Genomic DNA, 22,950 nt, shown 5'->3' with positions numbered 1-22,950 from the left:
CTTTGCTAATTTATGTACTCTGAATTAATTCCAATCTTCAGGATTTCCGGCTTTACCTCTACCGAGGTAACTCATTACTGATCGGAAACCGATATAACTCTTAGCTGTATCCTGGTATTCAAATGATCGTGTACCGTTTTGCAGGTAGTACATTACATCTTTCCAAGATCCGCCGCGAATTACTTTTCTTTTCAATGCCGGTGGGTCATCTGCCAAGGCATCGTATTGGTACTCTGAATTTAAATCGTGTGAAAACTCATATACAGACTCGTCGAATGCAGTATTTGTCCACTCGGCCACATTTCCTGACATACAGAAAAGACCATAACCATTTGGCTCATACGAGCGCACATCAACTGTTTGGCATCCATCATCGTCAACATAATCACCGCGCTGCGGCTTAAAGTTGGCCAATGGACAACCCAAAATATTTCTGATATAAGGACCACCCCATGGGTAAGGCGACTGATCAAGACCCCCGCGAGATGCAAACTCCCATTCAGCTTCTGTAGGCAATCTAAAGCGCTGAACGAAGGTTTCACCGTTATTCAGTTTCCATGTAGAGATTAATTGTGTTCTCCACACGTTAAATGCTTTCGCTTGATTCCAGGTAACTCCTACTACCGGATAATCATCGTATGCCGGATGCCAGAAATACATTTCTGTCATAGGTTCGTTAAAGGCGTAGGTAAAATCGTGCACCCATGCCAATGTATCAGGATAAACATTTATAATTTCACGAATAATAAATTGACTTCTATCAGAGTGACCCTTTATAGCGTTGTTCTGACCCTTTATATTGGTATATGAGAGGTCAAGATCGCGGTTTGCCTTCACGGCGGCAGCCTGAAGATCTATCCAGTAATACTCAAATTTAAGTTTACGGGTATCGATTTCTTTACGACGGTAAAAACGCTCGTACTCCGGAAGAAACAGGTCTGCGAGCTCTTCGCGCTCATCTTCTCCCTCCCATTCTATTCTTTCATCCCAGTTAATGGTAGGGGGATCAATAATTTCACCGTACTCATCTTCTTCAACAACGTGCTCACCAATACCGGCCTCGCCGAGGTATCTGTGCGCAATGGAATCGCGCACCCAGTGTACAAACTGTCGGTACTCGTTATTACTGATCTCGGTATCGTCCATATAGAACGCAGATACAGTAACACGTTTTTTATTGTTGATGTTGGCGTAAGGTACATCCTGATCGTCAGGACCCATTACATAACTTCCGAAGTGGATATAGTTCATTCCGTAAGGATTGTACTGAATCCAGTCTTCTCGCGGCTGTACCCCAACCAGTTCACCTCGATTGCCGCCGGCGCAACTCAATAGAGTAGCCCCTATGGCCAGGAAAAAAATCAAATTTTTCATATCGTGCAGGTTATTAATCCTCATTAAAAATAATTACAGCAACCGTGGTTTACGGTTCTTTATTCAAGATGGTTTCAAGTTCTTTTATAAAAACCGTGGGTTTTTGTAAACACGTTTTGGTAAAGGCTTGGCAAGCTTCAGGCAGTAGCTGAGCATAAGCTCATGACTACCAGTACTATAATTATTCAATTCCGAAGTTGTATAATCATACGAATATCCGATTCTCAAGGTGCTTTTTCCACTTGGAAATTCGTATTGATACCCAGCCATGGGTGCTATGGCATCTTCAAGCCGATAACTTACCCCAAACCAAAAAGTATTGGCATACATAACGGTGGCGTTTACATCTAATTGTGTAGAAGCCAAATCTGTTTTCGCCAAAACGTGTGGAGTAAGTACCAGTTTTGGAGTTAGCTCAAAGTTATAACCTGCCATAAAATACAGGTGCCGAGCTACTTGTATATTCATTTCAGAAAGGTCGCCTTCATTTAAATGAACAACAGAAGCACCTACATAATATTTAGGATTGTATAGATATGCACCAAATGATGCATCAAAAGTAGTTGCTGCCTGATCGCCTATTGGAATGCCATCGTCGCCAATACCGGTTCCTATACCGGCATTGCCATTGCTATTAAAATCGTAGGCTATCCAATCATAGTTTAATGAACTGCTAATTAAACCCAGCGAAACACCGAGGCCAAGCTTAGTTGCTCCACCTACTTTTATGTGGTATGCATAGCTCAATCTTGCAGAAGTTGTGGTCTGCGGACCTATTTCGTCGAGATACACACTTAAACCCACACCACTCTTAATAGACTCTATAGGACCGGATAGATTCAACAGTGCTGTATTTGGCTGACCGGTAAATCCAGACCATTGTTGCCGTCCGAGCAGGGTTGCACAGAGCGCATCCTGACTACCGGCAGATCCGGGATTAATGGAAAGACGATCATACATAAACTGGGTAAACTGGGGGTCTTGCTGCCCAAATAGACTCGCGGAGCCAAGGCTCGCTACGATTAAAAGTAAGTAGATTTTTTTCATGCAGTTAATTGATTTCACTAACAAAAACAACCCCATTTTTGGGGTCATTTGACGCTAAGCTCGCAGCTAAAATAGCTAAATTCTTATACTCACAAAAATTTTTAACGAAGTTGGGTTTATAATTTCAAGTTTGGAAAGGATTCCTAAGCCTTAAAATTCGTTAACCCAACTTCTGATAAGTACGCCACCACATATCGGGAACATCACCTCGCCCGGCCTGTTCGTAATCGCTGTAACTACATGGCACTAAGTGATGTCTGCTCAATCTCCCCTGATCTCCACCGGCATAAGGAACGTTCATCCACCACTTATCTGTACGCTTACTTTTGTAAAAAATCATCTCATCTTTGCCGTCTGGAAGATGCACTTTATACTCTAAAAAATTTTTTTTGCTAAACAGTGGAAATTCTCTCTGCCGGTAACAAAACCCATCAATGGCACACCAAACCATCTGAGCTATAAGCATGGCTGTTTGGCCGAGCGTATCTTTCGCCACATCGTAATTATAGAAACCTATGGAAGTTGTTTTATCACTTATACCGGCGTATCGAGCCATTTGACATGCCTGCTCTCCCGAAAAGCCATTGGGCTGGCCTGTGCCCGGGGCTGACGAGTTTTGAATGGAATTTATATCAAAACTTACAATATCGGCATTTCTTAAAAGTGGCTCGGTAGTTTTTAAATCGCCCGCAAGGGTGCCAAGCCGATGCGCATCAAAGAAAAGCTTCTCAATTAAATTTATGCTTTCAGGCTCTGAAAGGTAAGTTTGATATCCCAAAACACTTAAATTAAAAAGATAGCTGGGATCGTGAAGTACGATTTTACTCAAATAATTTGAAGGAGAAAGCTCTTCACGAAACTCTCCGAGATCTATTGAAGAATCTATTACCGCAAGATTTACTGTAGATTCCAACACTTCGTAAGCTGCGTAATTTGAAAAGGTAAGCTCCTGAGATCCGCCTAGTATAATTACGGCAATATTCCTGTCTACTAGGTTTTTGACCACTGTCTTAACGGCATGGTCTGTATCATGTGGAGTTTCGCCAGCATCAATATTTCCAACATCTGCAATTTTAATATCAGGGCCGTGTTGATAAAGGGCATAAAGCTTTTCGCGAATGGCGTCGGCTCCCCTTTGAATAGTAACGCTATCTGATCGGCGTGACTCGTTGACGCCCAGTATTACCAGATCTATTCCATCTAAATCGGGAAAATGATTTTCCCTATGAGCATCTATATAATTGGCTAATAATTGTGGAGAGCTCCCTTCAGCGCCTGGCTGCATACCCACTGGTTGTAATAAGTAAGCAAAATCGTCAGTCCAATTCATACTGCGTCAGCTTATTTCTTTTTGGGTTTCTTTTTAGCTGTCGTTTTCTTTTTCGCTGCAGGCTTTTTTACAGCAGCTTTTGGCGCGGCAGCTTTAGCTCCTCTACCTTTTTTTTCGGGAGCTTCCTTCATTATCTTTAAGCAGTCGTCATAGCTCAGCTCGGTAGGTTCCGTATCTTTTGGAAGTTTGAAATTGTTTTTACCCACTTTTAAGTATGGCCCCCAGCGGCCGTTGAGCAACTGCATATCGGCATCTTCGTCAAAAGTTTTTATAAGCTTTTCTCTATCAGCCTTTCGTTTAGCCTCAATTACTTCTATAGATCTGTCCAATTTTATACTTAAAGGATCATCGCCATCTGCTTCCTTAATACTGTAAAACGCACTTTTGTGACGAAGGTAAGGGCCAAATCGACCCACTGCTGCTGTGATATCTGCATCTTCATACATACCCACTTTTCGCGGAAGCTTAAACAAGTCCAGTGCCTCTTCAAGTGTAATATTCGTGATGCTTTGCTCTGCACGAAGACTTGCAAATTGCGGTTTTTCTTCATCGTCGGGGCTACCAATTTGAACCATCGGGCCGTATCGACCTATTCGTGCAATAATCGGCTTTCCGGTTTTTGGATCTTCGCCCAATTCGCGCTCACCAGTAGCGCGATCACTATTTTCCAGAACGTCTTCCAGGCTGGTATTAAAACCTGTATAGAAATCTTTGAGCATTGTGGTCCATTTCAATTGGCCTTCAGCAATATCATCAAATTGCTTTTCTACCGAAGCCGTAAAATCATAGTCCATTATTTTATCAAAATTCTCAACCAGAAAATCATTGACAACAATGCCAATATCTGTGGGGAAGAGTTTTGACTTTTCTGTGCCCGTTGTTTCTGTGGCAACAGATTCATTGAGACCTTTATTGTCAAGTGTTATAAGATTGTACTGGCGCTGATGACCTTCACGATCTTCTTTTACAACATATCCGCGCTTTTGTACGGTACTAATTGTTGGTGCATACGTAGAAGGTCGGCCAATGCCGAGTTCCTCAAGTTTCTTTACCAAGCTGGCTTCAGAGTATCGCGGCGGATGGTTGCTAAAGCGCTGTGTGGCAGTAATAATCTGTCTGCCGAGGCTATCTCCCTTATTCATTGCCGGCAGCAATCCTTCTGCCTCTTTCTCTTCTTGATCATCATCGGTTCCTTCCATATATACTTTTAGAAAACCGTCAAATTTTATTACTTCACCTCGACCTACAAAACTGGCTGTATTGAGAATGTTACTTCCTTTTGCATCAATGGTCACCTTGGTTTTTTCAAGCTGGGCATCGGCCATTTGCGATGCCAGCGTTCTTTTCCAGATAAGATCGTAAAGCCGCTGGGCACTGCTGTCGCCTTTTACAGCTTTACGAGACATATCAACTGGTCGAATAGCCTCGTGAGCTTCCTGCGCTCCTTTGGTTTTTGCAGTAAACTTTCGCGGGTTGGAGTACTCTGCCCCATAGCTAGATGATATTTCGGCTTTGGCAGCATTTATAGCAGTGTCCGAAAGGTTTAAACTGTCGGTACGCATATAGGTTATGTTTCCTTCTTCGTAGAGTTTTTGAGCTACAGTCATGGTGCGAGCTACCGAAAAACCAAGTTTTCGTCCGGCCTCTTGCTGCAAAGTAGATGTGGTAAATGGTGCCGCTGGCGATTTCTTTGCCGGCTTTACTTCCAGATCACCAACGCTAAACGATGCATCAACACATGCCTGCATATATTCGCGCGCTTCTTCCAGCGCTTTAAAACGTTTTGAAAGCTCTGCTTTAAACGATTTGCCTTTAATGTCAAACACTCCGGTTACTCTATACGATACTTCCTCTTTAAAATTTTGAATATCGCGTTCGCGTTCCACAATTAGGCGTACGGTTACAGATTGTACACGCCCTGCGCTAAGCGAAGGTTTTATTTTTTTCCAGAGAATGGGCGAAATTCCAAATCCCACCAATCTGTCGAGTATTCTGCGCGCCTGCTGGGCATCTACGAGGCGATAATCAATCTTTCGAGGATTTTCGATGGCTTTTGCAATCGCATTTTTTGTAATCTCATGAAAAACTATGCGCTTGGTGTCTTTATCTTTTAAGTTTAATGACTCTTCAAGATGCCACGAAATAGCTTCCCCCTCTCGATCCTCGTCAGTTGCGAGCCATATTACGTCACTTTTCTTTACTAGCGCTTTTAACTCAGCAATTACCTTCACCTTATCTGGCGACACCTCATATTCCGGCTCAAAATTATTGTCCACATCTACCGAAAGACCTTTTTTCTTAAGGTCTCGCACATGGCCGAAACTCGATCTTACGGTAAAATCCTTACCGAGAAATCCTTCTATCGTTTTTGCCTTAGCTGGTGACTCAACAATTACTAAATTCTTTGACATATAAGGAGCTTTTTAAGGTATAGTTTCAAGGGATTCTTGCGCACAAAGTAAAGCACTTTAATTTTAATCACGGTAATTTTGAAAATAAGAGTAGCTATAATTCTCATTTTCAGCCTTAGAAAATCAACGTGTCATTTTGGCAGAACAAGCCAAAATTAAGTACCTTTGCCCCTTTAAATTCAGAAAAAATATGCTTACTGGTTCAAATAAAGTATTAGACGAAACCCGTCAGGGAGAAGCTACAACTGTAGAAGGTGAATGGAAGAAAAATGGCAAGAAACTCTATTTGGAAAGCTATGGCTGCCAGATGAATTTTGCTGATAGTGAGATTGTAGCTTCCATTTTGGCAAAAGAAGGATATGAAACCACAAGCAATGCCGAAGAAGCTAATCTGGTATTGATCAATACCTGCTCTATTCGCGACAACGCAGAGCAAAGGGTCCGAAACAGGCTAAACCATTTTAATGGAATAAAAAAGCGCCAGCCCGATTTCCTGATTGGAATTTTGGGCTGCATGGCCGAGCGTTTAAAATCGCAACTTCTCGAGGAAGAACATCTTGTAGATATGGTGGTAGGCCCCGATGCCTATCGCGAGCTGCCGGGACTTATCGAAGAAATAACCGATGGACGAAAAGCGGTAAATGTATTGCTTTCGCGTGAGGAAACCTATGCAGAGATTAATCCCATAAGGCTCAACAGCAATGGGGTTACGGCTTTTATTTCTATTATGCGCGGTTGCGATAATATGTGTGCCTTTTGTGTGGTGCCTTTTACGCGTGGCCGCGAAAGAAGTCGCGATCCGGAATCTATTGTGCGCGAAGCATCCTACCTTTTTCAGGAAGGCTACCGCGAGGTGACTCTTCTAGGTCAAAATGTAGATTCATATAGATGGAACATTACCAAAAAAGGAGAAATAACAGATCCCAATGCCGAAACCGTAAATTTTGCCCAATTGCTTGAAAAAGTGGCTTTGGTAAATCCTCTTCTTCGTATTCGGTTTTCTACATCGCACCCAAAAGATATGACTGATGATGTACTTCACACCATGGCGAAGTACAAAAATATTTGCGAATACATTCACCTCCCTGTGCAGAGCGGAAGCACAGAAGTATTGAAACGAATGAACCGCGGATACTCACGCGAATGGTATATGGGACGAATTGACGCCATCCGCAGAATTATGCCTGAATGCGCAATTAGTACCGATACGATTTCGGGATTTTGCGGAGAGACTGACCAGGATCATCAAGATACGATATCGATTATGAAAGAAGTTGATTACGAATATGCCTATATGTTCAAATATTCTGAGCGCCCAAAAACACTAGCCGAAAGAAAGTTTGAAGATGACGTGCCTGAAGAAGTTAAACAAGCGCGGCTTGAAGAGGTTGTAGCCGTTCAAAGAGCAAGTTCGCTGAAGCGAAATTTGGTAAGCGTGGGTCAAATCTTTGAAGTATTGGTTGAAGGTTTTTCAAAAAAATCGGATGAACACCTTTTTGGACGAAATAGCCAGAATGCTGTTGTAATTTTTGATAAAGGAGACTTTAAGCCGGGCATGTATGTAAATGTAAAAGTTACAGATTGCACTTCGGCTACACTTATGGGAGACGTTGTTTAATCAATTACGAATTAGATTAATTACGAATTACGAATTACGAAAAATGAATTACGAATTACGAATGGGTTAATTACGAATTAGATTGTTAGGTGGATGAAAGTCGAGAGCCTCAGTTACCAAACTCGAAGCCCCGGATGAAATTCGCATCTCGTAATTCCTTTTTACCAAGAACTAAGAACCAAGAACCATTAATGGATACTCAACAGATAAAACAGCGATTTGGAATAATTGGTAATTCTCCGGCGCTAAATAGAGCCATTGATATTGCCACCCAAGTGGCTCCTACTGATATTTCTGTCCTTATTAATGGAGAGAGTGGAACTGGTAAGGAAACGATGCCGCAGATTATCCACCAACTTTCAGCGCGAAAGCACGGGCCATATATTGCAGTAAACTGCGGTGCGATTCCCGAAGGAACTATTGATTCAGAGCTGTTTGGTCATGAAAAAGGTTCATTTACAGGCGCTCACGATTCCCGAAAAGGATACTTTGAAGTGGCCAATGGCGGTACGATATTCCTTGATGAAGTTGGAGAGCTGCCCATTCAAACCCAGGCACGCTTATTACGTGTGTTAGAGTCTGGCGAATTTATTCGTGTGGGATCTTCAAAAGTCATTAAAACAGATGTACGAATTGTTGCTGCCACTAATGTGGATATGAACGTGGCTATTCGCAACGGAAAATTTCGCGAAGATTTATTTTATCGTCTCAATTCGGTACCTATTTACCTTCCGCCATTGCGCGACAGAAAGGAAGATATTGCTTTGCTTTTCAGAAAATTTGCTGTTGACTTTGCTGAGAAATATAAAATGCCAACCACGAGACTCGAAGATGATGCAGAACGCCTTCTCGAAAACTATCGCTGGCCCGGAAATATCAGGCAGCTAAAGAATATTACTGAACAATTATCAGTAATTGAGGCTGCGCAGAGTATTAGCGCTGTAGTACTGAAACAATATCTTCCCGATATTGACAAAAGTAACTTACCTGCGATTGTAGATCAACACAAAGCCGGTGGAGACTTTACCGAAAGGGAGATTCTATACAAGTTTCTTTTTGAAATGCGTCAGGACATAAGCGACTTAAAAACGATTGTTTTAGAACTTCTTCAAAACCAGACTAGAGGAGGCACTTCGGTAAATACGAGCAATCCGGCTGCACTAAAAAGACTTTTCGAGGATTCACCGCAGGATTCGGAGGAAGAAGCGGCGATTATTACTTCCGAGAGGGCTCAGCCATATGTATATGGGAAGCCAGACAATGGTACAGAAATTGCTGACCACGAAGAATATGAAGAGTCGCTTTCGCTGGAAGACACAGAGCGCGAGCTGATTCAAAAAGCATTGAGAAGGCATAACAATCGCCGAAAAAATGCGGCAAAGGAGCTGGGAATCTCAGAGCGAACCCTTTATCGAAAAATAAAAGAGTACAATTTGAAATAATTTCATGAAGCGCATTTTCATCTTACTAATAGTACTTCTTTGCCTTCCGGCGATGCAGATGTGCACAGTGGGCTACTCTTTTACCGGAGCAGATATTCCTGCGGAAGCAAAAACATTTTCTGTAAAGCAATTTCAAATGGCAACGCCCCTTGCTCCTGCGTCTTACAATTTAGATATTACAGAAAGTTTGAAAGATTTAATGCTTTCGCAAACATCGCTTGATCTTGCCGAAAAACGCGGTGATTTGCAATACGAAGGAGTTGTAACGCAATACCAAATAGGCAATGCCGCCATTTCGTCTGAGGAAGTAACAAGTGTAAACCGGCTTACTATTTCTCTTAAAATCAAGTATATCAATACTTTTGAGCGTGAAAAGAACTTTGAAAAAACGTTCAGTCGGTTTGCCGACTACAATTCTAGTCAGGATTTAACAACAGTAGAAAAAGATTTGATTACTGACATTAACAGTCAGCTTACGCAAGATATTTTTGACGCATCACTTGGCGCCTGGTAAATGCAGCAGAGAGAAATCATAGCAATGATTGATGCGCGCAGGGTGCAGGGCATCGGCGATGCACAAGGATTGCATAAGCTTGCAGATAAATACCCGTATTGCGCTACATTTCAAGTGCTAAGTGCAATAGATCTCAAAGAGCAGGACAGCATAGATTTTAAGAACCAGCTCAACCGCGCTGCCATTGCCATTCAAGACCGGTCTAAACTATACGATTATATAGTAAAAGAGAATTTGCTAAGCAGAATTGAAGCCAGCTCTGCTGAAGTGGAAGAAGAGACAATAGAAGAAATTTCTTTGCCAACTCTTCCAATACCGGAACAAGCAATACCTGATAACGAATCGGATGATGACCAGTTGCATGAAGAGAACACTGAAACTCATTCGGTTGCAATTGAAAATGACAACTTCAACAAGGATCACTTTAAAACTGAGGCGCTCGAAGTTCAGATTATGCGTGAAGCTATTTCGCACCTTGGCGAGATAGAAAGCGATATGCGCCTGCATGAATTGGCTTCAGATACTGAAAATAAAACCAAGCTAGGGTCCTCAGCTGAAAAAGCGGATGCAGAGCCTTTGAGTTTTGGAGCTTGGTTGCTTCAAAAAGATTCGCCGTACACACGCACTCCTTTCCAGTCGAAAGGCAAAATCCCACCTGTAGAAAGGCAAATTATAGACAAATTCATTCAGGAAAGTCCCCAAATATCGCCTGTTAAAACCGCTTTCTTCTCGCCATCTCAAATGGGCAAAATGAGTTTAGTAGAAGACGAATCATTTGTAACTGAAACACTTGCGAAGATTTATGAGCGCCAGGGAGATTTTAAAAAGGCTGCAAAAGCTTATAAAAATCTAAAGTTGAAATTTCCAGAAAAAAGCATTTACTTTGCAGACCTTGAAAAAAAGGCGGAAGATCAAATAAAATAATTGTTATGCAAGTTTTCATTTTTGTACTCATCATAATTGTATGCGTTCTTTTGGCGCTTATAGTCCTTATTCAAAATCCTAAAGGTGGTGGGCTTGACTCTAGTTTTCAATCTGCCAACCAAATAGGTGGTGTAAAACGCACAGCCGACTTTTTGGAGAAAAGCACTTGGTCGCTAGCTATTGGGCTTTTTGTACTATGCCTTGTTTCGGCTGGCATTCAGCAGCGCGGCAATGTGGTAAAATCTACCGCTCCTATTTATCAAGAGGCTGAACCAATGCAACAGCAGCAACCGGCAGATCAAGGGGCAGCAGAAATGCCGCTTGACGATCAGGAATCTGGCGATTAAAAAGAAATTAAGTTAAATAAACTGTATTAAATGTCAGTGTGTCACTTCACACTGACATTTTTTTTTGATCTATGCCAAAATGCGTAAATCAGGCACCCAATTTACCATTGGCACATTATATGAAAGAGATTAGATCAAATCTTAAAATTAAAACCCATGTCAATAAATTTTAAACCAATTGCAGGATCTCAAAACAGAGTAGTTGTAGAATCTGCTCCTGCAGAAGAGAAAACTGCCAGCGGAATTTATATTCCGGATACCGCAAAAGAAAAACCGCTACAAGGAACTGTAATTTCTGTTAGCGACGAAGATGAGAAAGGAAAGAAGCCAAAAATTCAAGCAGGCGATAATGTGTTTTATGGCCAATACGCCGGAACCGAAATTAAGCTTGATGGCAAAAAGTTTCTCATTATGAGAGAGGCTGACATATTTGGAATAGTCGGCAAAAACTAAGTAGTGTCTGTCTACAAAGTCCACTAACGGCGTTGCACACCCTCTTAAACAATCATTGATAAATATCAACTTATTGTCTTTAAAAGAATGCGCGCTCATGCCTTCGGCTTGTTCTGAAGACTTGCTTATTGAACTTTTTAGCTCAGACATACAAATCTCTCATAGAGTCTATTAAATAGGAAATTGAACTTTTTAATCCAGAAACTGGATCGTATAAATAGAATTAAATTTCCCATCAAAAAGACAACAATAACAAACACATTATAAAAAGTAAATAATATGTCTAAGAAAATAACATTTGACGTTGCTGCACGCGACAAACTGAAAAAGGGAGTTGATGCATTAGCTGACGCTGTAAAAGTAACATTGGGACCAAAAGGTCGAAATGTAATTATTGACAAAAAATTTGGCGCACCTATGATAACCAAAGATGGTGTTACGGTAGCTAAAGAAATTGAGCTTAAAGACCCGATTGAAAACATGGGTGCTCAAATGGTAAAAGAAGTTGCTTCTAAAACTGCCGACATGGCCGGTGATGGAACGACCACAGCTACCGTATTGGCGCAAGCTATGGTAACTACTGGTTTGAAAAACGTAGCTGCAGGTGCAAACCCAATGGATTTAAAACGTGGAATAGACAAAGCTGTTGGAGCCGTAGTTAAAAATCTCCACAAAATATCGAGTGAAGTAGGCGATGATAACTCAAAAATTGAGCAGGTTGCCACTATTTCTGCAAACAACGACAACACCATTGGTAAACTGATTGCTGAGGCTATGGCCAAAGTAAAAAAAGAAGGTGTAATAACCGTTGAAGAAGCCAAAGGAACTGAAACCTACGTTGATATTGTAGAAGGTATGCAGTTTGACCGCGGTTACCTTTCTCCGTACTTTGTAACCAATACTGAAAAGATGGTTGCAGAGCTTGAGAATCCGTACATCCTTATATACGACAAGAAGATTTCTAATATGAAAGACCTTCTTCCCGTATTGGAAAAAGCAGCACAGACTGGTCGTCCGCTTCTAATTATTTCGGAAGATGTAGAAGGCGAAGCTCTTGCTACCCTTGTGGTAAACAAAATACGCGGATCGCTTAAAATTGCTGCAGTTAAAGCGCCCGGCTTTGGAGATAGAAGAAAAGCAATGCTCGAAGATCTGGCCGTTCTTACCGGTGGTAATGTAATTTCAGAAGAGCAAGGACGCAAACTGGAAGATGCTACCCTTGAAGATCTTGGTACTTGCGAAAAAATATCTATTGATAAAGACAATACCACTCTGGTAAATGGTGCAGGCGAAAAATCGGCCATTGAAGGACGTGTAAATCAGATTAAAGCTCAAATTGAGTCAACAACATCTGACTACGATAAGGAAAAACTTCAAGAGCGTCTTGCAAAACTTGCCGGTGGTGTAGCTGTACTATATGTAGGTGCTGCCACGGAAGTAGAGATGAAAGAGAAGAAAGACCGTGTGGACGATGCACTTCATGCAACTCGCGCAGCAGTAGAGGAAGGAATTATTCCCGGTGGTGGTGTTGCGTACATTCGCGCTTTGGCAAGTCTTAAAGATTTAACTGGCGAGAATGAAGACGAAAACACAGGTATTCAGATTGTGCGACGTGCGCTTGAAGAGCCGCTTCGTCAAATCGTAGCCAATGCCGGAGGCGAAGGCTCTGTAGTAGTGCAGAAAGTGCGCGATGGAAAAGATGACTTTGGGTACAATGCCCGCACCGATGTGTTTGAAAACCTATTGGCTGCCGGAGTAATCGATCCTACCAAAGTTGCACGTGTAGCTCTTGAAAACGCCGGATCAATTGCCGGAATGTTGCTGACTACTGAATGTGTAATATCAGACATTGAAGAAGAAGGCTCTTCTCCTGCCGGAATGGGTGGCATGGGAGGAATGGGCGGAGGAATGCCCGGAATGATGTAAGATCATCATTTTTTTTCCAAATTTTGAAATGCCCCGCAAATGCGGGGCATTTTTTTTAGACTATCCTTTATCAAACGTATGCATTCATACTAAATGAGTTAAGGCACTCCATTGTTAAGTATTTGTAATCAAAAATTAATTTTTTTTGGTAGTTCGTGTTAATTTGTCCTAATAATTTCTACATTCACGCTAAATTAACTCCATCGGCAAGCGTGCAGATGACTAAATTAACACTAAATCCACCAAAAAATTAGCCTATGAAAATTAGCAAAATGCTGCTCACAGGTCTGATGATAATATCATCAGCTTGGCTCTTTGGGCAGTCAAAAACCGTAACAGGTACTGTTACTTCAGAAGATTCGGGAGAGTCCTTGCCTGGAGCAACTGTAGTCATTGAAGGTACCACCACCGGAGTCGTCTCCGACATTAATGGAAAGTATAGCATTGAAACCGAAGTCGGCAAAACGCTCGTCATTAGTTTCATTGGTATGACTGACAAAAAGGTTAACATTGGAGAATCCAATGTATACAATGTTTCATTGTTAACTGGAGTTGATCTCGATGAGTTTGTTGTTACTGCTCTTGGTATTTCGAGGGAAAAACGAGCGCTTGGATATGCTGTAAGTGATGTTAGCGGTGAAGAATTGAGTCGTTCCGGAGAACAAAATGTAATTCAGGGTTTGGCAGCGAAGGCTCCAGGAATCCAGGTTACAGGTTCGGGTGGTACACCAGGTGCTTCAAGTAAAATACTAATTCGTGGCCCATCTTCTTTTACTGGTGAAAATCAACCTCTAATTGTTGTTGATGGTGTTCCAATCGACAACAGCACTACACAGTCTTCACCGAGAGACTACCCTTTCAACTCCAACCTACAAGGTGTAAATAACTCGAATAGAGCTATAGATATAAATCCGAATGACGTTGAGTCGGTAACAATTTTGAAAGGACCAGCTGCAGCAGCCCTTTACGGAGCCAGAGCTGGTAATGGAGCGATTATTTACACTACCAAAAGAGGAAAGATGGGTAAAGGAGTTGGTGTTAGAGTTTCAAGTTCTGTTGAACTAACTACCGTAAACAAACTTCCTGACTTCCAAGACACATATGTCTCAGGAAATGGCGGAAATTACACTCCACCAGCAGATCCAGGACCGGATGAGCGTTTTGATAATGCTCCCTATTTCATTTCGAATGATGATATTGGATACGGGACATCGGGAAGCTGGGGTCCTACGGCTGCAAGCCTTGACTTAGAAACTTATGACAATATTGAAAACTTTTACCAAACCGGTGTCTCTTTTAATAACAATGTCGAAGTATCTGGCGGTTCTAAAAACGCAGCTGTACGCCTTTCTATTGGAGATACGAGAACAGAAGGAATGGTGCCCAACACCAACTTTGACAGAACATCTGTACGCCTAACTGCCGATTTGAATCTTACTGACAAGCTTTCTTTCGGTGGAACTGCTAACTACATAAAGTCTAGCAGCACCATGGCTCAAAATGGGAGTAATTTATCAGGTGTAAGTTTAGGGTTGTTCAGAATGCCTATCAATTTTGATGTTCGGAACTACCGAACTCCAAACTTAGGCTATAACAATTCTTATTTCTTCGCTTATGACAATCCGCTTTATTCAGTTTATGAAAATCCTTTTACATCTGACGTAAACAGAATGATCGGTAACTTCTTTGTGAAATGGGATTTCGCAGAAAACTGGAATGCAACTTACCGTATTGGAATTGATTCATACTCTGATGAAAGAACTCAAATATTTGCAGTTTCTTCAAACAACGATGATATCGGACAAGTTGGTCAGATTAATGAAAACCGCTTGACAAGTTCTCAAGTTTACGGTGACTTTATACTGAGTTATACTAAATCGCTCACTGAAAAGATGAATATAACCGCTCAGGTTGGACACAACTTCACTATGAATAATTTTGATGATGTCTTCGCGAGAGGTCGAATTATGTCTATACCGAACTTTTACAATCTGGCGAATACTTCAGATTTATACTCTTCACAATTCACCGAAAACCTAAGAACATTTGCCTTCTTTGGAAATGTAGAGTTTGAATATGATCGTTGGTTTTACCTTACCTTAACTGGAAGAAATGAGTGGGCGTCATCTTTTGAATTAGATAACAACAATTTTTTCTATCCTTCGGTTAGTACTTCCATCGTTTTCACAGAGATATGGGATTCAAAACCTGACTGGCTTTCGTTTGGTAAAGTTCGGTATTCATTTGCTCAAGTGGGTATTCCTGCTTCGCCATATAATACACGCACATACTATAACACTCCCACTTATACTGATGGATTCACGAATGGTTTGACGTTTCCTTATGGGGATGTCAATGGATATGGAATATCAGACGATCTTGGAAATCCGGAATTAAAACCTGAGATACTCACTGGTAATGAAGTTGGTCTTACCTTAAACTTTTTGGATGATTTAGTATCTCTAGATTTCACCTATTACAATCAGAAATCATCTGATGTACTCTTGTTTAGACCACTAGCTCAAAGCTCTGGCTACGCAAGTCAATACACCAATGCAGCTGAAATGGTAAATCAAGGATTTGAAGTCCAGTTAGGAATTAACCCAATTAGAAAGCAAGACTTCACTTGGAGTGTTGACATCAACTGGGCAACTAATAAAAATGAAGTAACTAAGCTTTCTGACGGAGTTGAGGAAGTAAATCTGGAAGCAGCGTTTGCATCAATTGGTTCATTCGCCATTGTTGGTGAACCAATCGGGGTATTTTATGGAACCCGATGGAAAAGAGATAGTGGCGGAAATGTTATCATTGGAGAGAACGGAATTCCAATCCTGGATCCGCAAACCGGAAATATTGGGAGCTGGATTCCAGATTGGACTGCTGGTGTTAGGAATACCTTTACATACAAAGATCTGACTTTGTCCTTCCTTTTTGATTTCCGCAAAGGCGGTGATATCTGGAACGGTACCTATGCCAGACTAAACAACCTTGGACGATCTGGAGATTCAGAAGATCGTGAAAGAATGTACGTTGTAGAAGGTGTAACAGAATCTGGAGAAGTGAACACTGTTGAGATAAGTGCAAATACTTACTTCAAAGCTGTAGTTGGCGATGCCGGCGGTGCTGCTGAAGAGTTTGTTGAAACAGTAGATTGGATTCGATTACGAGATCTTTCCCTTTCGTATCGTTTAAGATTCGGTGAGACAGCGAAAATTAGTCATTTAGACTTCACTTTCACATCAAGAAACCTTTTGCTAATTACTGACTATAAGGGCGTTGACCCTGAAACAAGTTTGACAGGTGCAGGTTCAAACCTTAACGGGTTTGATTATTTTAATAATCCTGGTGCCAAATCGTTCATACTTGGTGTATCATTCTCATTTTAACACAAGAACAATCAAACTATGAAAACTCTAAAATCAATATTTAAATTATCGATAATGGTGGTCTTCGCTTGGGGTATAACTTCTTGTGATGGCTACTTAGAAGATGATATCGTATCGCCAAATGATCCGGCCGAAGTAACGCCAGAACTTTTGCTTTCGAATGTGCAAGTTGCAACTTTTGCAACGTACTCTGGACAGCTAACACGTCAGAGTTTAGTTTTTGCCCAACAAATAGCTGGTACTGAAGAAGGTTCACAATCAACTGAAATTGCTCAGTACAATGTAACGGAAGTCACGAATGAAAATGAGTGGGAAGTTATTTGGGCAGGTTCAGTTGTGGATTGCAGAAACATAATTTCTGACTATGGTGCAGAAGGTCCATATTACGCTGGAATTGCTAAGGTAATTATGGCACTAAACATTGGTCTTGCAACAGATCTTTGGGGAGCTGTTCCTTTTGATGAAGGAGGTCTTGGACTAGAAGTAGACCTTCAGCCACAATTTGAATCTCAGGAGGTTATACTTGGTAAGATACAAGTTCTTTTAGATAACGCTATAGCTGATCTACAAAGGCCACTTGCAGATAACGCGTTCGTTCCTGGAGCTGACGATTTGATCTTTGGTGGAAACGTAGACAATTGGATTGTTACAGCTTACATACTAAAGGCAAGATATGCCAATAGACTAAGTGAGCGTGACCCTGCCGGTTCTGCTGCTGATGTTTTGGCTCACCTTACAAGTAGCGGGGTGACTAGTTCTGCTACCGATGCATTTATGGCCTTTTTCGGCGGTAATGCAGCAAATCAATGGGATGCATTTCAATCTAACAGACAAGGTTACTATTCCGTAAGCGAGTCATTTGTAAACTTGTTAGTTGATAATGATGATCCAAGATTGCCTTTCTTTGTTGCCGAAGACGGTGACGGTGGTTTTAGCGGAACACCTTTTGATGACCCAACAATAACAGGCACTTCTTACGTTGGGTCATATTACTCAACACCATCTGCTCCACTACCCTTGGTAAGTTATGTAGAGGCCAAATTTTTGGAGGCCGAAGCTCTGCTGCGCGGAGGTGGTAGCGCTGGAGATGCAGCAACTGCTTTAAATGAGGCAGTTATCGCCTCGGTTGAGCAAGTAACAGGCGCAGCTGCACCTGCAGATTTTGTTGATGCTTTCGCTAGCGAGGATGCCGGGTCAATAACACTTGAGAAAATCATGACTCAAAAGTATATTGCTATGTTTATCCAAATTGAGGTTTATGCTGATCAACGTCGAACTGACATTCCTTCACTGAACCCTAATCCTAACGCTGTTAATCCTGGTATTCCAAAACGACTACCGACTCCTCAAAGCGAGCGTTTATATAATCCAAACGCCATTGTGGTAGGAAATATCCTTCTACCAGTTTATTGGGATGTTAATTAATATCTAAATTTAATTTTACATCAATGAACCCTTCCCGCAATCCGGGAAGGGTTTTTTTTTGCCTTTTTGTATATTAAACATGTAACCTTTTTCCTAATAAACAGGTTTAATTAAGTCTATTATCCAAGAACATTCTGCTATGAAAGAGAAATGTCCGGAGGGTTTGAAAAGAAGCCATTTTAAGCTTCTTTTGCAAACTCCTGAAGAAGAATTGCTCGGTGAAATAATCCGGCTAAATTGTACAATTTATCAAAACGCACTGGATGTAATTAAGGTGAGTTCGCATATACGTATGCGTAGAATGTCCTGAAATACTCCGGGTAAAAAGATCAAAAAGCCGCTGCATTTATTTGTAAGCGGTTTTTTTTATCTTCATAGATTCAAACCTACCCCCAAAAAGAGTATGAAATTTCTGCCAAGCCTATTTATTGGATTTATATTATGTGCTGGAAGCCATGAGGTTCATTCGCAAAATCTTCTTGAATTAGAAAATGGAAGCATAAATTTCGTTTCTGAAGCTCCGTTGGAACTAATCAAAGCTGAAAATGAATCCTTTCAATTTCTAATAGACACTGCAAAGGGTGAATTTGCCTTGAGCATTCCCATTTCAAAGTTCAATGGCTTTAACAGCGCCTTGCAGCAGGAGCACTTTTTTGAGAACTACATGGAAATAGATAAATATCAAACTGCTACGTTCACAGGTAGAATTTTAGATGACCTAAATTACCGCACCGGCGCTTTTGACATAATTGTACGAGGACAGCTCAATATTCATGGAATAAAAAAAGAACGCATAATTGAGGCCAATTGCGAATGGATTACTCCACAGAAACTAAGGGTAATTTCTACTTTTACAGTACCATTGGCAGATCACAATATCGAAATACCAAGAATAGTATTCCAAAAAATTGCCGAAATAATCAAGGTGGATATCCAAGCTGACCTAGCGCCAAAAAATTGAAAATTCGAATAACATTTATTCTCCTTTTCCTGAGCTTATCCGGCTATTGCCAATGGATGCCCATTACCCATGAGTTCAAGGTGCGTAATCTCAACGACTCCCTGCGTTCAAAATTTCTCATAACTGACTTTCAAGGAGTCGTTTGGATTGGTTCTAATCAAGGGTTATTAAGATATTCAAATGAAAATCTATCCGAGCTAATCGCCTTTCCACAAATAATAACCTGCGGTGCGGCTATAGATTCTGCAATTTGGCTAGGTACTGAAAACGGTTCTATTTTTAAATTCAATCCTGTAACCCGAGAAGTCAGCAATCCTTTAGCGGTGGCTGATTCTTCAGCGATATCATCCATTGATGGATATGGAGATAAAATAGTCGTTTCAACCTTTGGGGAAGGGGTTTATCTGCTAAACGGTAATAATAAAACCCACTTCTCGAAAGTAAACTCACTATCAGACAATTATGTGTATCAGGTCATTCTCAAGAACGGTAATCTGATTGCTGCAACAGATCGTGGCGTTGACGTAGTGGATACCCGCGATAAAAAGCATCTGGAAAACTTTCCCATTTCCATAACCACTTCTGTCATCTATATTGATTCATTGATTTTTGCGGCATCATATCGATATGGACTTGTGCAATTAGACTTGAGTGATCAAAATCAATCACCGACAAAACGTAGTTTAAAACAGATTACGGCATCTAAGATCAAGAAATATGGAAACCGTTTATTTGCCTTAACCGAAAATGGAGTTCATGAAATAAACAATTCTGATTCGCTCGATGCCTACCCAATTATTAAACGGCCAAATATTATTGATTTCCTGGTTTTGAAAGAAGGAGTAATGATGGCCTTGTGTGAAAACGGGCATGTGGTTATTGCCGATTTGAGATTTTCAAAATCAATAAATGAGACGACATCTAACAATACTGCTTTAATACAAAACACAACGTATGTTTTTACCGGTGGAAATGGGAATGTGCAGATTTGGGATATAAATTCAGGAGTTCCGTTAAGAAAAATCGTTCTTGAAGATAGTCTTGTAATTGTTAGCATGGCTGCATCTGATAAAGACTTGTTCGTAGGAACTTTCAACCGCGGTATTTACAAATACAATTTCGAAGAGAATACGATTTCAAAAATAGATACTGCTCAAGGACTTCCTGATAACAATGTTTTAAGCATGTCGCTGAGAAATGATACCCTTTGGTTTACTACGCTAAGCGGCGTATCGAGCCTTTTACCGTCAGGCAAAGTAAAACAATACTCCACACCAAGAGATGCTCCATACATTTACAGCATATTTACAAATGACACTACTATTCTGATAGGTACAGACGGTGACGGACTATATGAATTGAAGGGTAACAAATTTTTAAGAATTCCTTTCGCGGACTATTTAGCTGGCGAAACCATTTATCACATTTCTGAGGATGGTAGCAAAAACCTGTGGTTTATTACCAAAAATCAGAATTTGCTTGAATACAATAGAGAATTAGACCAATTCACTTCGCTGAGTTTAGATCCGGAAGGATATATAATGGCAAGCGGAGGGTATGGGAATTCCGCTCTCGCTGTAGGAAACGGTTGGCTAAAGTATTACGTTGAAAATCGATTGATTACCCTTGAAAACAATCAAGTATTTGAAAGTTTGTCTGGGGAGTACATCAACAATATCAACTTTGATGGAAACAAGAATATTCTCTTCGCTTCGGGCAAAACGCTCTATAAATTCACCCCTGAGTATTTTGATTCCTATCCTCTTGTAGTATTGCAGTCATTCAAAACCAATTTAAATGACCAAAAACTTACAGCTTCCAATTTAGACTTTGATATCAATCATATTGCGTACACATTCGAAGCAATTTGGTATCAAAACCCTGATAACGTAAAGTTTAGATACAAACTAACAGGAATCGACGAAGACTGGAATTATAGTTCCGGAAATACTGCGGTTTACCCCAATTTGAACTATGGCACCTACACTTTTGAAGTTGAGACCGGACTTGGAACTGAATACTATCCTGAATCTGCGATAAAACACACTTTCACAATTGCAAAACCTTTCTATAAAGAATGGTGGTTCATCGCATTGGTAATTCTACTTATCGCAATAGCAATATACGCCAGCGTAAAATGGCAATTAGGCCGAGTGAATCGAAAATGGCTAAGCGAGAAAAAATTGGTTGAAAGTGAGCTCGCGGTGCTTAGAAACCAAGTGAACCCGCACTTCTTATTCAACAGCTTAAACACGCTGATGAATTTGATAGAAACAAAACCAAAGGTGGCGGAAGATTATCTTCAAAGGCTTTCTCATTTTTACAGAAAAATACTGGAAAATCAGGATGATCATGTTTTAACTCTTAAGAGCGAAATTGAGAATCTCGAGGAGTATATTTACCTTCAAAAACAAAGATTCGGAGAGGCACTGATTTTGGAAAATAAGTTGGATCAAAAAATAGCAGAGACTTACATTCCGGCATTGACCCTCCAACTATTAGCAGAAAATGCGATAAAACACAATGTTGTTTCCCAATCACAACCTCTTATAATTAGAATTTACAATACGGAACAGCAAATTATCGTCGAGAATATTAAGGCTCCACTTTCCAACACGTCTGTAGGCACTGGGACTGGTATTGAAAATATTCAAAGCCGGTATAAAGTACTGTTCAAAAAGCCGATAGAGATTATTGATGATGGTACTGAATTCACAATTAAACTACCGATCATAGCGTGATGAAAATTTTAATTTTAGAAGATGAGCTTCCAGCCAGTGAGCGGATAAAGAAGTTAATATTAGAAATCGAGCCTGATGGCGAAATAGCCGGTGTATTGGATTCTATAAAGAGCGCCACCGCATTTCTCAAGGAGAATTCTCCCGATGTGATAATAAGCGATGTGGAGCTCGCGGACGGTCTGTGTTTTGAGATTTTTATGGAAATAAATACAGCGATTCCCATCATTTTTACCACGGCCTACAATCAATATGCAATCAGGGCTTTTGAAGCCAATGCAATTGATTACCTCTTAAAGCCAGTGAATCGCAAAGATTTAGCAAAATCTTTCGAGCGCTTGCGGGAACGCATGGGTCTAACCAGAGATAAAGTTGATTTCAGAGCTATCGCAAATGCAATAGATAAAAAGGAATTACTCCAAACCAAAAGATATTTGGTGAAATATGGAACAAATATGTTTGTGGTAAGCCCAAATGAAGCCGCCTATTTTCACTCCATACAAAAATCAACATTTATGGTGTCGACAAAAGGGAAATCATATCCTCTTGACGAAAGCCTCTCATCGGTGGAGAGCGATTTGAATCCGCTCACCTTTTTCAGGATTAATCGCAACTTAATTGTAAATATATCAAGCATCGAATCGATGAAATCTTTCAGCAAGGGTCGGGTTCAGCTAAATCTCATCCCCGAGTTTGACAATGAGAAATTTTGCATTGTAAGTTCTGAACGTGCCCCACAATTTCGAAAGTGGCTAAAAGGAGAATTAAATGATTAAACATTCGTTCTAATTAAAATCTATGTTCACCTTTATTATCGTAGTTCTATGAGATAGTAAATTGCGAAACAATGATAGTACATGATAATGAAATTAACTTTGCCTTAAAACTCATTAACGAGCAGGCTATACCAGACCTGGGCTTCATACTTGAAAAGGTACTTATTGAAAATTCAAAAAGTAGCGGAGTAAAGATGGATTTCACAAAGATATTTTGGATTGTATCCCACCATTCCAGGTAGTCGGTTCTTCAATATCCCTGTTCAGAACCAATATAT

General features: G+C 40.7%; 16 protein-coding genes. 12 read left to right on the top strand and 4 right to left on the bottom strand.

Annotation, left to right across the window (positions count from 1 at the left end; all coding sequences use genetic code 11):
* Positions 1–24: 24 nt before the first annotated feature.
* From porK to topA, 4 genes are all read right to left on the bottom strand, one after another.
* Positions 25–1,374: a T9SS ring complex lipoprotein PorK/GldK gene (gene porK, locus G3O08_RS05770; RefSeq protein ID WP_163283794.1), complete on the bottom strand. Its 1,350-nt coding sequence runs from the start codon at positions 1,372–1,374 to the stop codon at positions 25–27.
* A gap of 84 nt (positions 1,375–1,458) precedes the next feature.
* Positions 1,459–2,421 carry a PorP/SprF family type IX secretion system membrane protein gene (locus G3O08_RS05765; RefSeq protein WP_163283792.1) on the bottom strand — a complete coding sequence of 321 codons (963 nt, stop codon included), beginning with the start codon at positions 2,419–2,421 and terminating at the stop codon, positions 1,459–1,461.
* A gap of 160 nt (positions 2,422–2,581) precedes the next feature.
* Complete coding sequence (locus G3O08_RS05760; RefSeq protein WP_163283790.1) at positions 2,582–3,751, bottom strand: formimidoylglutamase; 1,170 nt, start codon at positions 3,749–3,751, stop codon at positions 2,582–2,584.
* 11 nt (positions 3,752–3,762) lie between these two features.
* Entirely contained in the window at positions 3,763–6,162 is a 2,400-nt protein-coding gene (gene topA / locus G3O08_RS05755; RefSeq protein WP_163283788.1) for a type I DNA topoisomerase, read from the bottom strand.
* A 190-nt stretch (positions 6,163–6,352) separates the two neighbouring features.
* Here topA and miaB point away from each other — a divergent pair, with 190 nt between their 5' ends.
* The 12 genes from miaB to G3O08_RS05695 all read left to right on the top strand — a co-directional run bounded on the left by miaB (position 6,353) and on the right by G3O08_RS05695 (position 22,672).
* The gene (miaB, locus tag G3O08_RS05750; protein ID WP_163283787.1) at positions 6,353–7,780 is read left to right on the top strand and encodes a tRNA (N6-isopentenyl adenosine(37)-C2)-methylthiotransferase MiaB; all 1,428 of its coding nucleotides are present in this window, start codon (positions 6,353–6,355) and stop codon (positions 7,778–7,780) included.
* A 191-nt stretch (positions 7,781–7,971) separates the two neighbouring features.
* On the top strand, positions 7,972–9,222 hold the full coding sequence (locus G3O08_RS05745) for a sigma-54 interaction domain-containing protein (protein ID WP_163283785.1): 1,251 nt from the start codon (positions 7,972–7,974) through the stop codon (positions 9,220–9,222).
* Positions 9,223–9,226: 4 nt separating this feature from the next.
* Positions 9,227–9,736, top strand: coding sequence for an LPS assembly lipoprotein LptE (gene lptE / locus G3O08_RS05740; protein WP_163283783.1), 510 nt, complete (start codon positions 9,227–9,229; stop codon positions 9,734–9,736).
* 24 nt (positions 9,737–9,760) lie between these two features.
* Entirely contained in the window at positions 9,761–10,660 is a 900-nt protein-coding gene (locus tag G3O08_RS05735; RefSeq protein ID WP_163283781.1) for a hypothetical protein, read from the top strand.
* Between the two features lie 5 nt (positions 10,661–10,665).
* Positions 10,666–11,007: a preprotein translocase subunit SecG gene (gene secG, locus G3O08_RS05730; RefSeq protein WP_163283779.1), complete on the top strand. Its 342-nt coding sequence runs from the start codon at positions 10,666–10,668 to the stop codon at positions 11,005–11,007.
* A gap of 156 nt (positions 11,008–11,163) precedes the next feature.
* Positions 11,164–11,460, top strand: a complete 297-nt coding sequence (locus G3O08_RS05725; RefSeq protein WP_163283777.1) for a co-chaperone GroES — start codon at positions 11,164–11,166, stop codon at positions 11,458–11,460.
* Positions 11,461–11,739: 279 nt separating this feature from the next.
* A complete protein-coding gene (gene groL / locus G3O08_RS05720) occupies positions 11,740–13,386 on the top strand; it encodes a chaperonin GroEL (protein ID WP_163283774.1) in 1,647 nt (548 codons plus the stop codon).
* A 257-nt stretch (positions 13,387–13,643) separates the two neighbouring features.
* The gene (locus G3O08_RS05715; RefSeq protein WP_163283772.1) at positions 13,644–16,772 is read left to right on the top strand and encodes a SusC/RagA family TonB-linked outer membrane protein; all 3,129 of its coding nucleotides are present in this window, start codon (positions 13,644–13,646) and stop codon (positions 16,770–16,772) included.
* 18 nt (positions 16,773–16,790) lie between these two features.
* Positions 16,791–18,197 (top strand): SusD/RagB family nutrient-binding outer membrane lipoprotein, encoded by a 1,407-nt coding sequence (locus G3O08_RS05710; protein ID WP_163283770.1) that lies wholly within the window; start codon positions 16,791–16,793, stop codon positions 18,195–18,197.
* A 403-nt stretch (positions 18,198–18,600) separates the two neighbouring features.
* A complete protein-coding gene (locus tag G3O08_RS05705; RefSeq protein ID WP_163283768.1) occupies positions 18,601–19,158 on the top strand; it encodes a YceI family protein in 558 nt (185 codons plus the stop codon).
* A complete protein-coding gene (locus tag G3O08_RS05700) occupies positions 19,155–21,899 on the top strand; it encodes a sensor histidine kinase (protein ID WP_163283767.1) in 2,745 nt (914 codons plus the stop codon). The genes G3O08_RS05705 and G3O08_RS05700 overlap by 4 nt, the downstream gene beginning before the upstream one ends.
* Complete coding sequence (locus G3O08_RS05695) at positions 21,899–22,672, top strand: LytR/AlgR family response regulator transcription factor (RefSeq protein WP_204336788.1); 774 nt, start codon at positions 21,899–21,901, stop codon at positions 22,670–22,672. The genes G3O08_RS05700 and G3O08_RS05695 overlap by 1 nt, the downstream gene beginning before the upstream one ends.
* The last annotated feature ends 278 nt before the right edge of the window (positions 22,673–22,950 follow it).

It is taken from the genome of Cryomorpha ignava (assembly GCF_010686655.1).
Taxonomy (GTDB): domain Bacteria; phylum Bacteroidota; class Bacteroidia; order Flavobacteriales_D; family Cryomorphaceae; genus Cryomorpha; species Cryomorpha ignava.
The sequence above is the reverse complement of the archived record's forward strand: the minus strand, read 5'-3'. Positions and strand labels throughout refer to the sequence as shown.

What these genes read in the sequence shown, in the direction of transcription:
- G3O08_RS05695 (WP_204336788.1), top strand. Translation starts at nt 21,899, where the DNA reads ATGAAAATTTTAATTTTAGAAGATGAGCTTCCAGCCAGTGAGCGGATA.
- topA (WP_163283788.1), bottom strand. Translation starts at nt 6,162, where the DNA reads ATGTCAAAGAATTTAGTAATTGTTGAGTCACCAGCTAAGGCAAAAACG.
- secG (WP_163283779.1), top strand. Translation starts at nt 10,666, where the DNA reads ATGCAAGTTTTCATTTTTGTACTCATCATAATTGTATGCGTTCTTTTG.
- G3O08_RS05725 (WP_163283777.1), top strand. Translation starts at nt 11,164, where the DNA reads ATGTCAATAAATTTTAAACCAATTGCAGGATCTCAAAACAGAGTAGTT.
- lptE (WP_163283783.1), top strand. Translation starts at nt 9,227, where the DNA reads ATGAAGCGCATTTTCATCTTACTAATAGTACTTCTTTGCCTTCCGGCG.
- G3O08_RS05745 (WP_163283785.1), top strand. Translation starts at nt 7,972, where the DNA reads ATGGATACTCAACAGATAAAACAGCGATTTGGAATAATTGGTAATTCT.
- G3O08_RS05760 (WP_163283790.1), bottom strand. Translation starts at nt 3,751, where the DNA reads ATGAATTGGACTGACGATTTTGCTTACTTATTACAACCAGTGGGTATG.
- G3O08_RS05765 (WP_163283792.1), bottom strand. Translation starts at nt 2,421, where the DNA reads ATGAAAAAAATCTACTTACTTTTAATCGTAGCGAGCCTTGGCTCCGCG.
- G3O08_RS05715 (WP_163283772.1), top strand. Translation starts at nt 13,644, where the DNA reads ATGAAAATTAGCAAAATGCTGCTCACAGGTCTGATGATAATATCATCA.
- groL (WP_163283774.1), top strand. Translation starts at nt 11,740, where the DNA reads ATGTCTAAGAAAATAACATTTGACGTTGCTGCACGCGACAAACTGAAA.
- porK (WP_163283794.1), bottom strand. Translation starts at nt 1,374, where the DNA reads ATGAAAAATTTGATTTTTTTCCTGGCCATAGGGGCTACTCTATTGAGT.
- G3O08_RS05735 (WP_163283781.1), top strand. Translation starts at nt 9,761, where the DNA reads ATGATTGATGCGCGCAGGGTGCAGGGCATCGGCGATGCACAAGGATTG.
- G3O08_RS05710 (WP_163283770.1), top strand. Translation starts at nt 16,791, where the DNA reads ATGAAAACTCTAAAATCAATATTTAAATTATCGATAATGGTGGTCTTC.
- miaB (WP_163283787.1), top strand. Translation starts at nt 6,353, where the DNA reads ATGCTTACTGGTTCAAATAAAGTATTAGACGAAACCCGTCAGGGAGAA.
- G3O08_RS05705 (WP_163283768.1), top strand. Translation starts at nt 18,601, where the DNA reads ATGAAATTTCTGCCAAGCCTATTTATTGGATTTATATTATGTGCTGGA.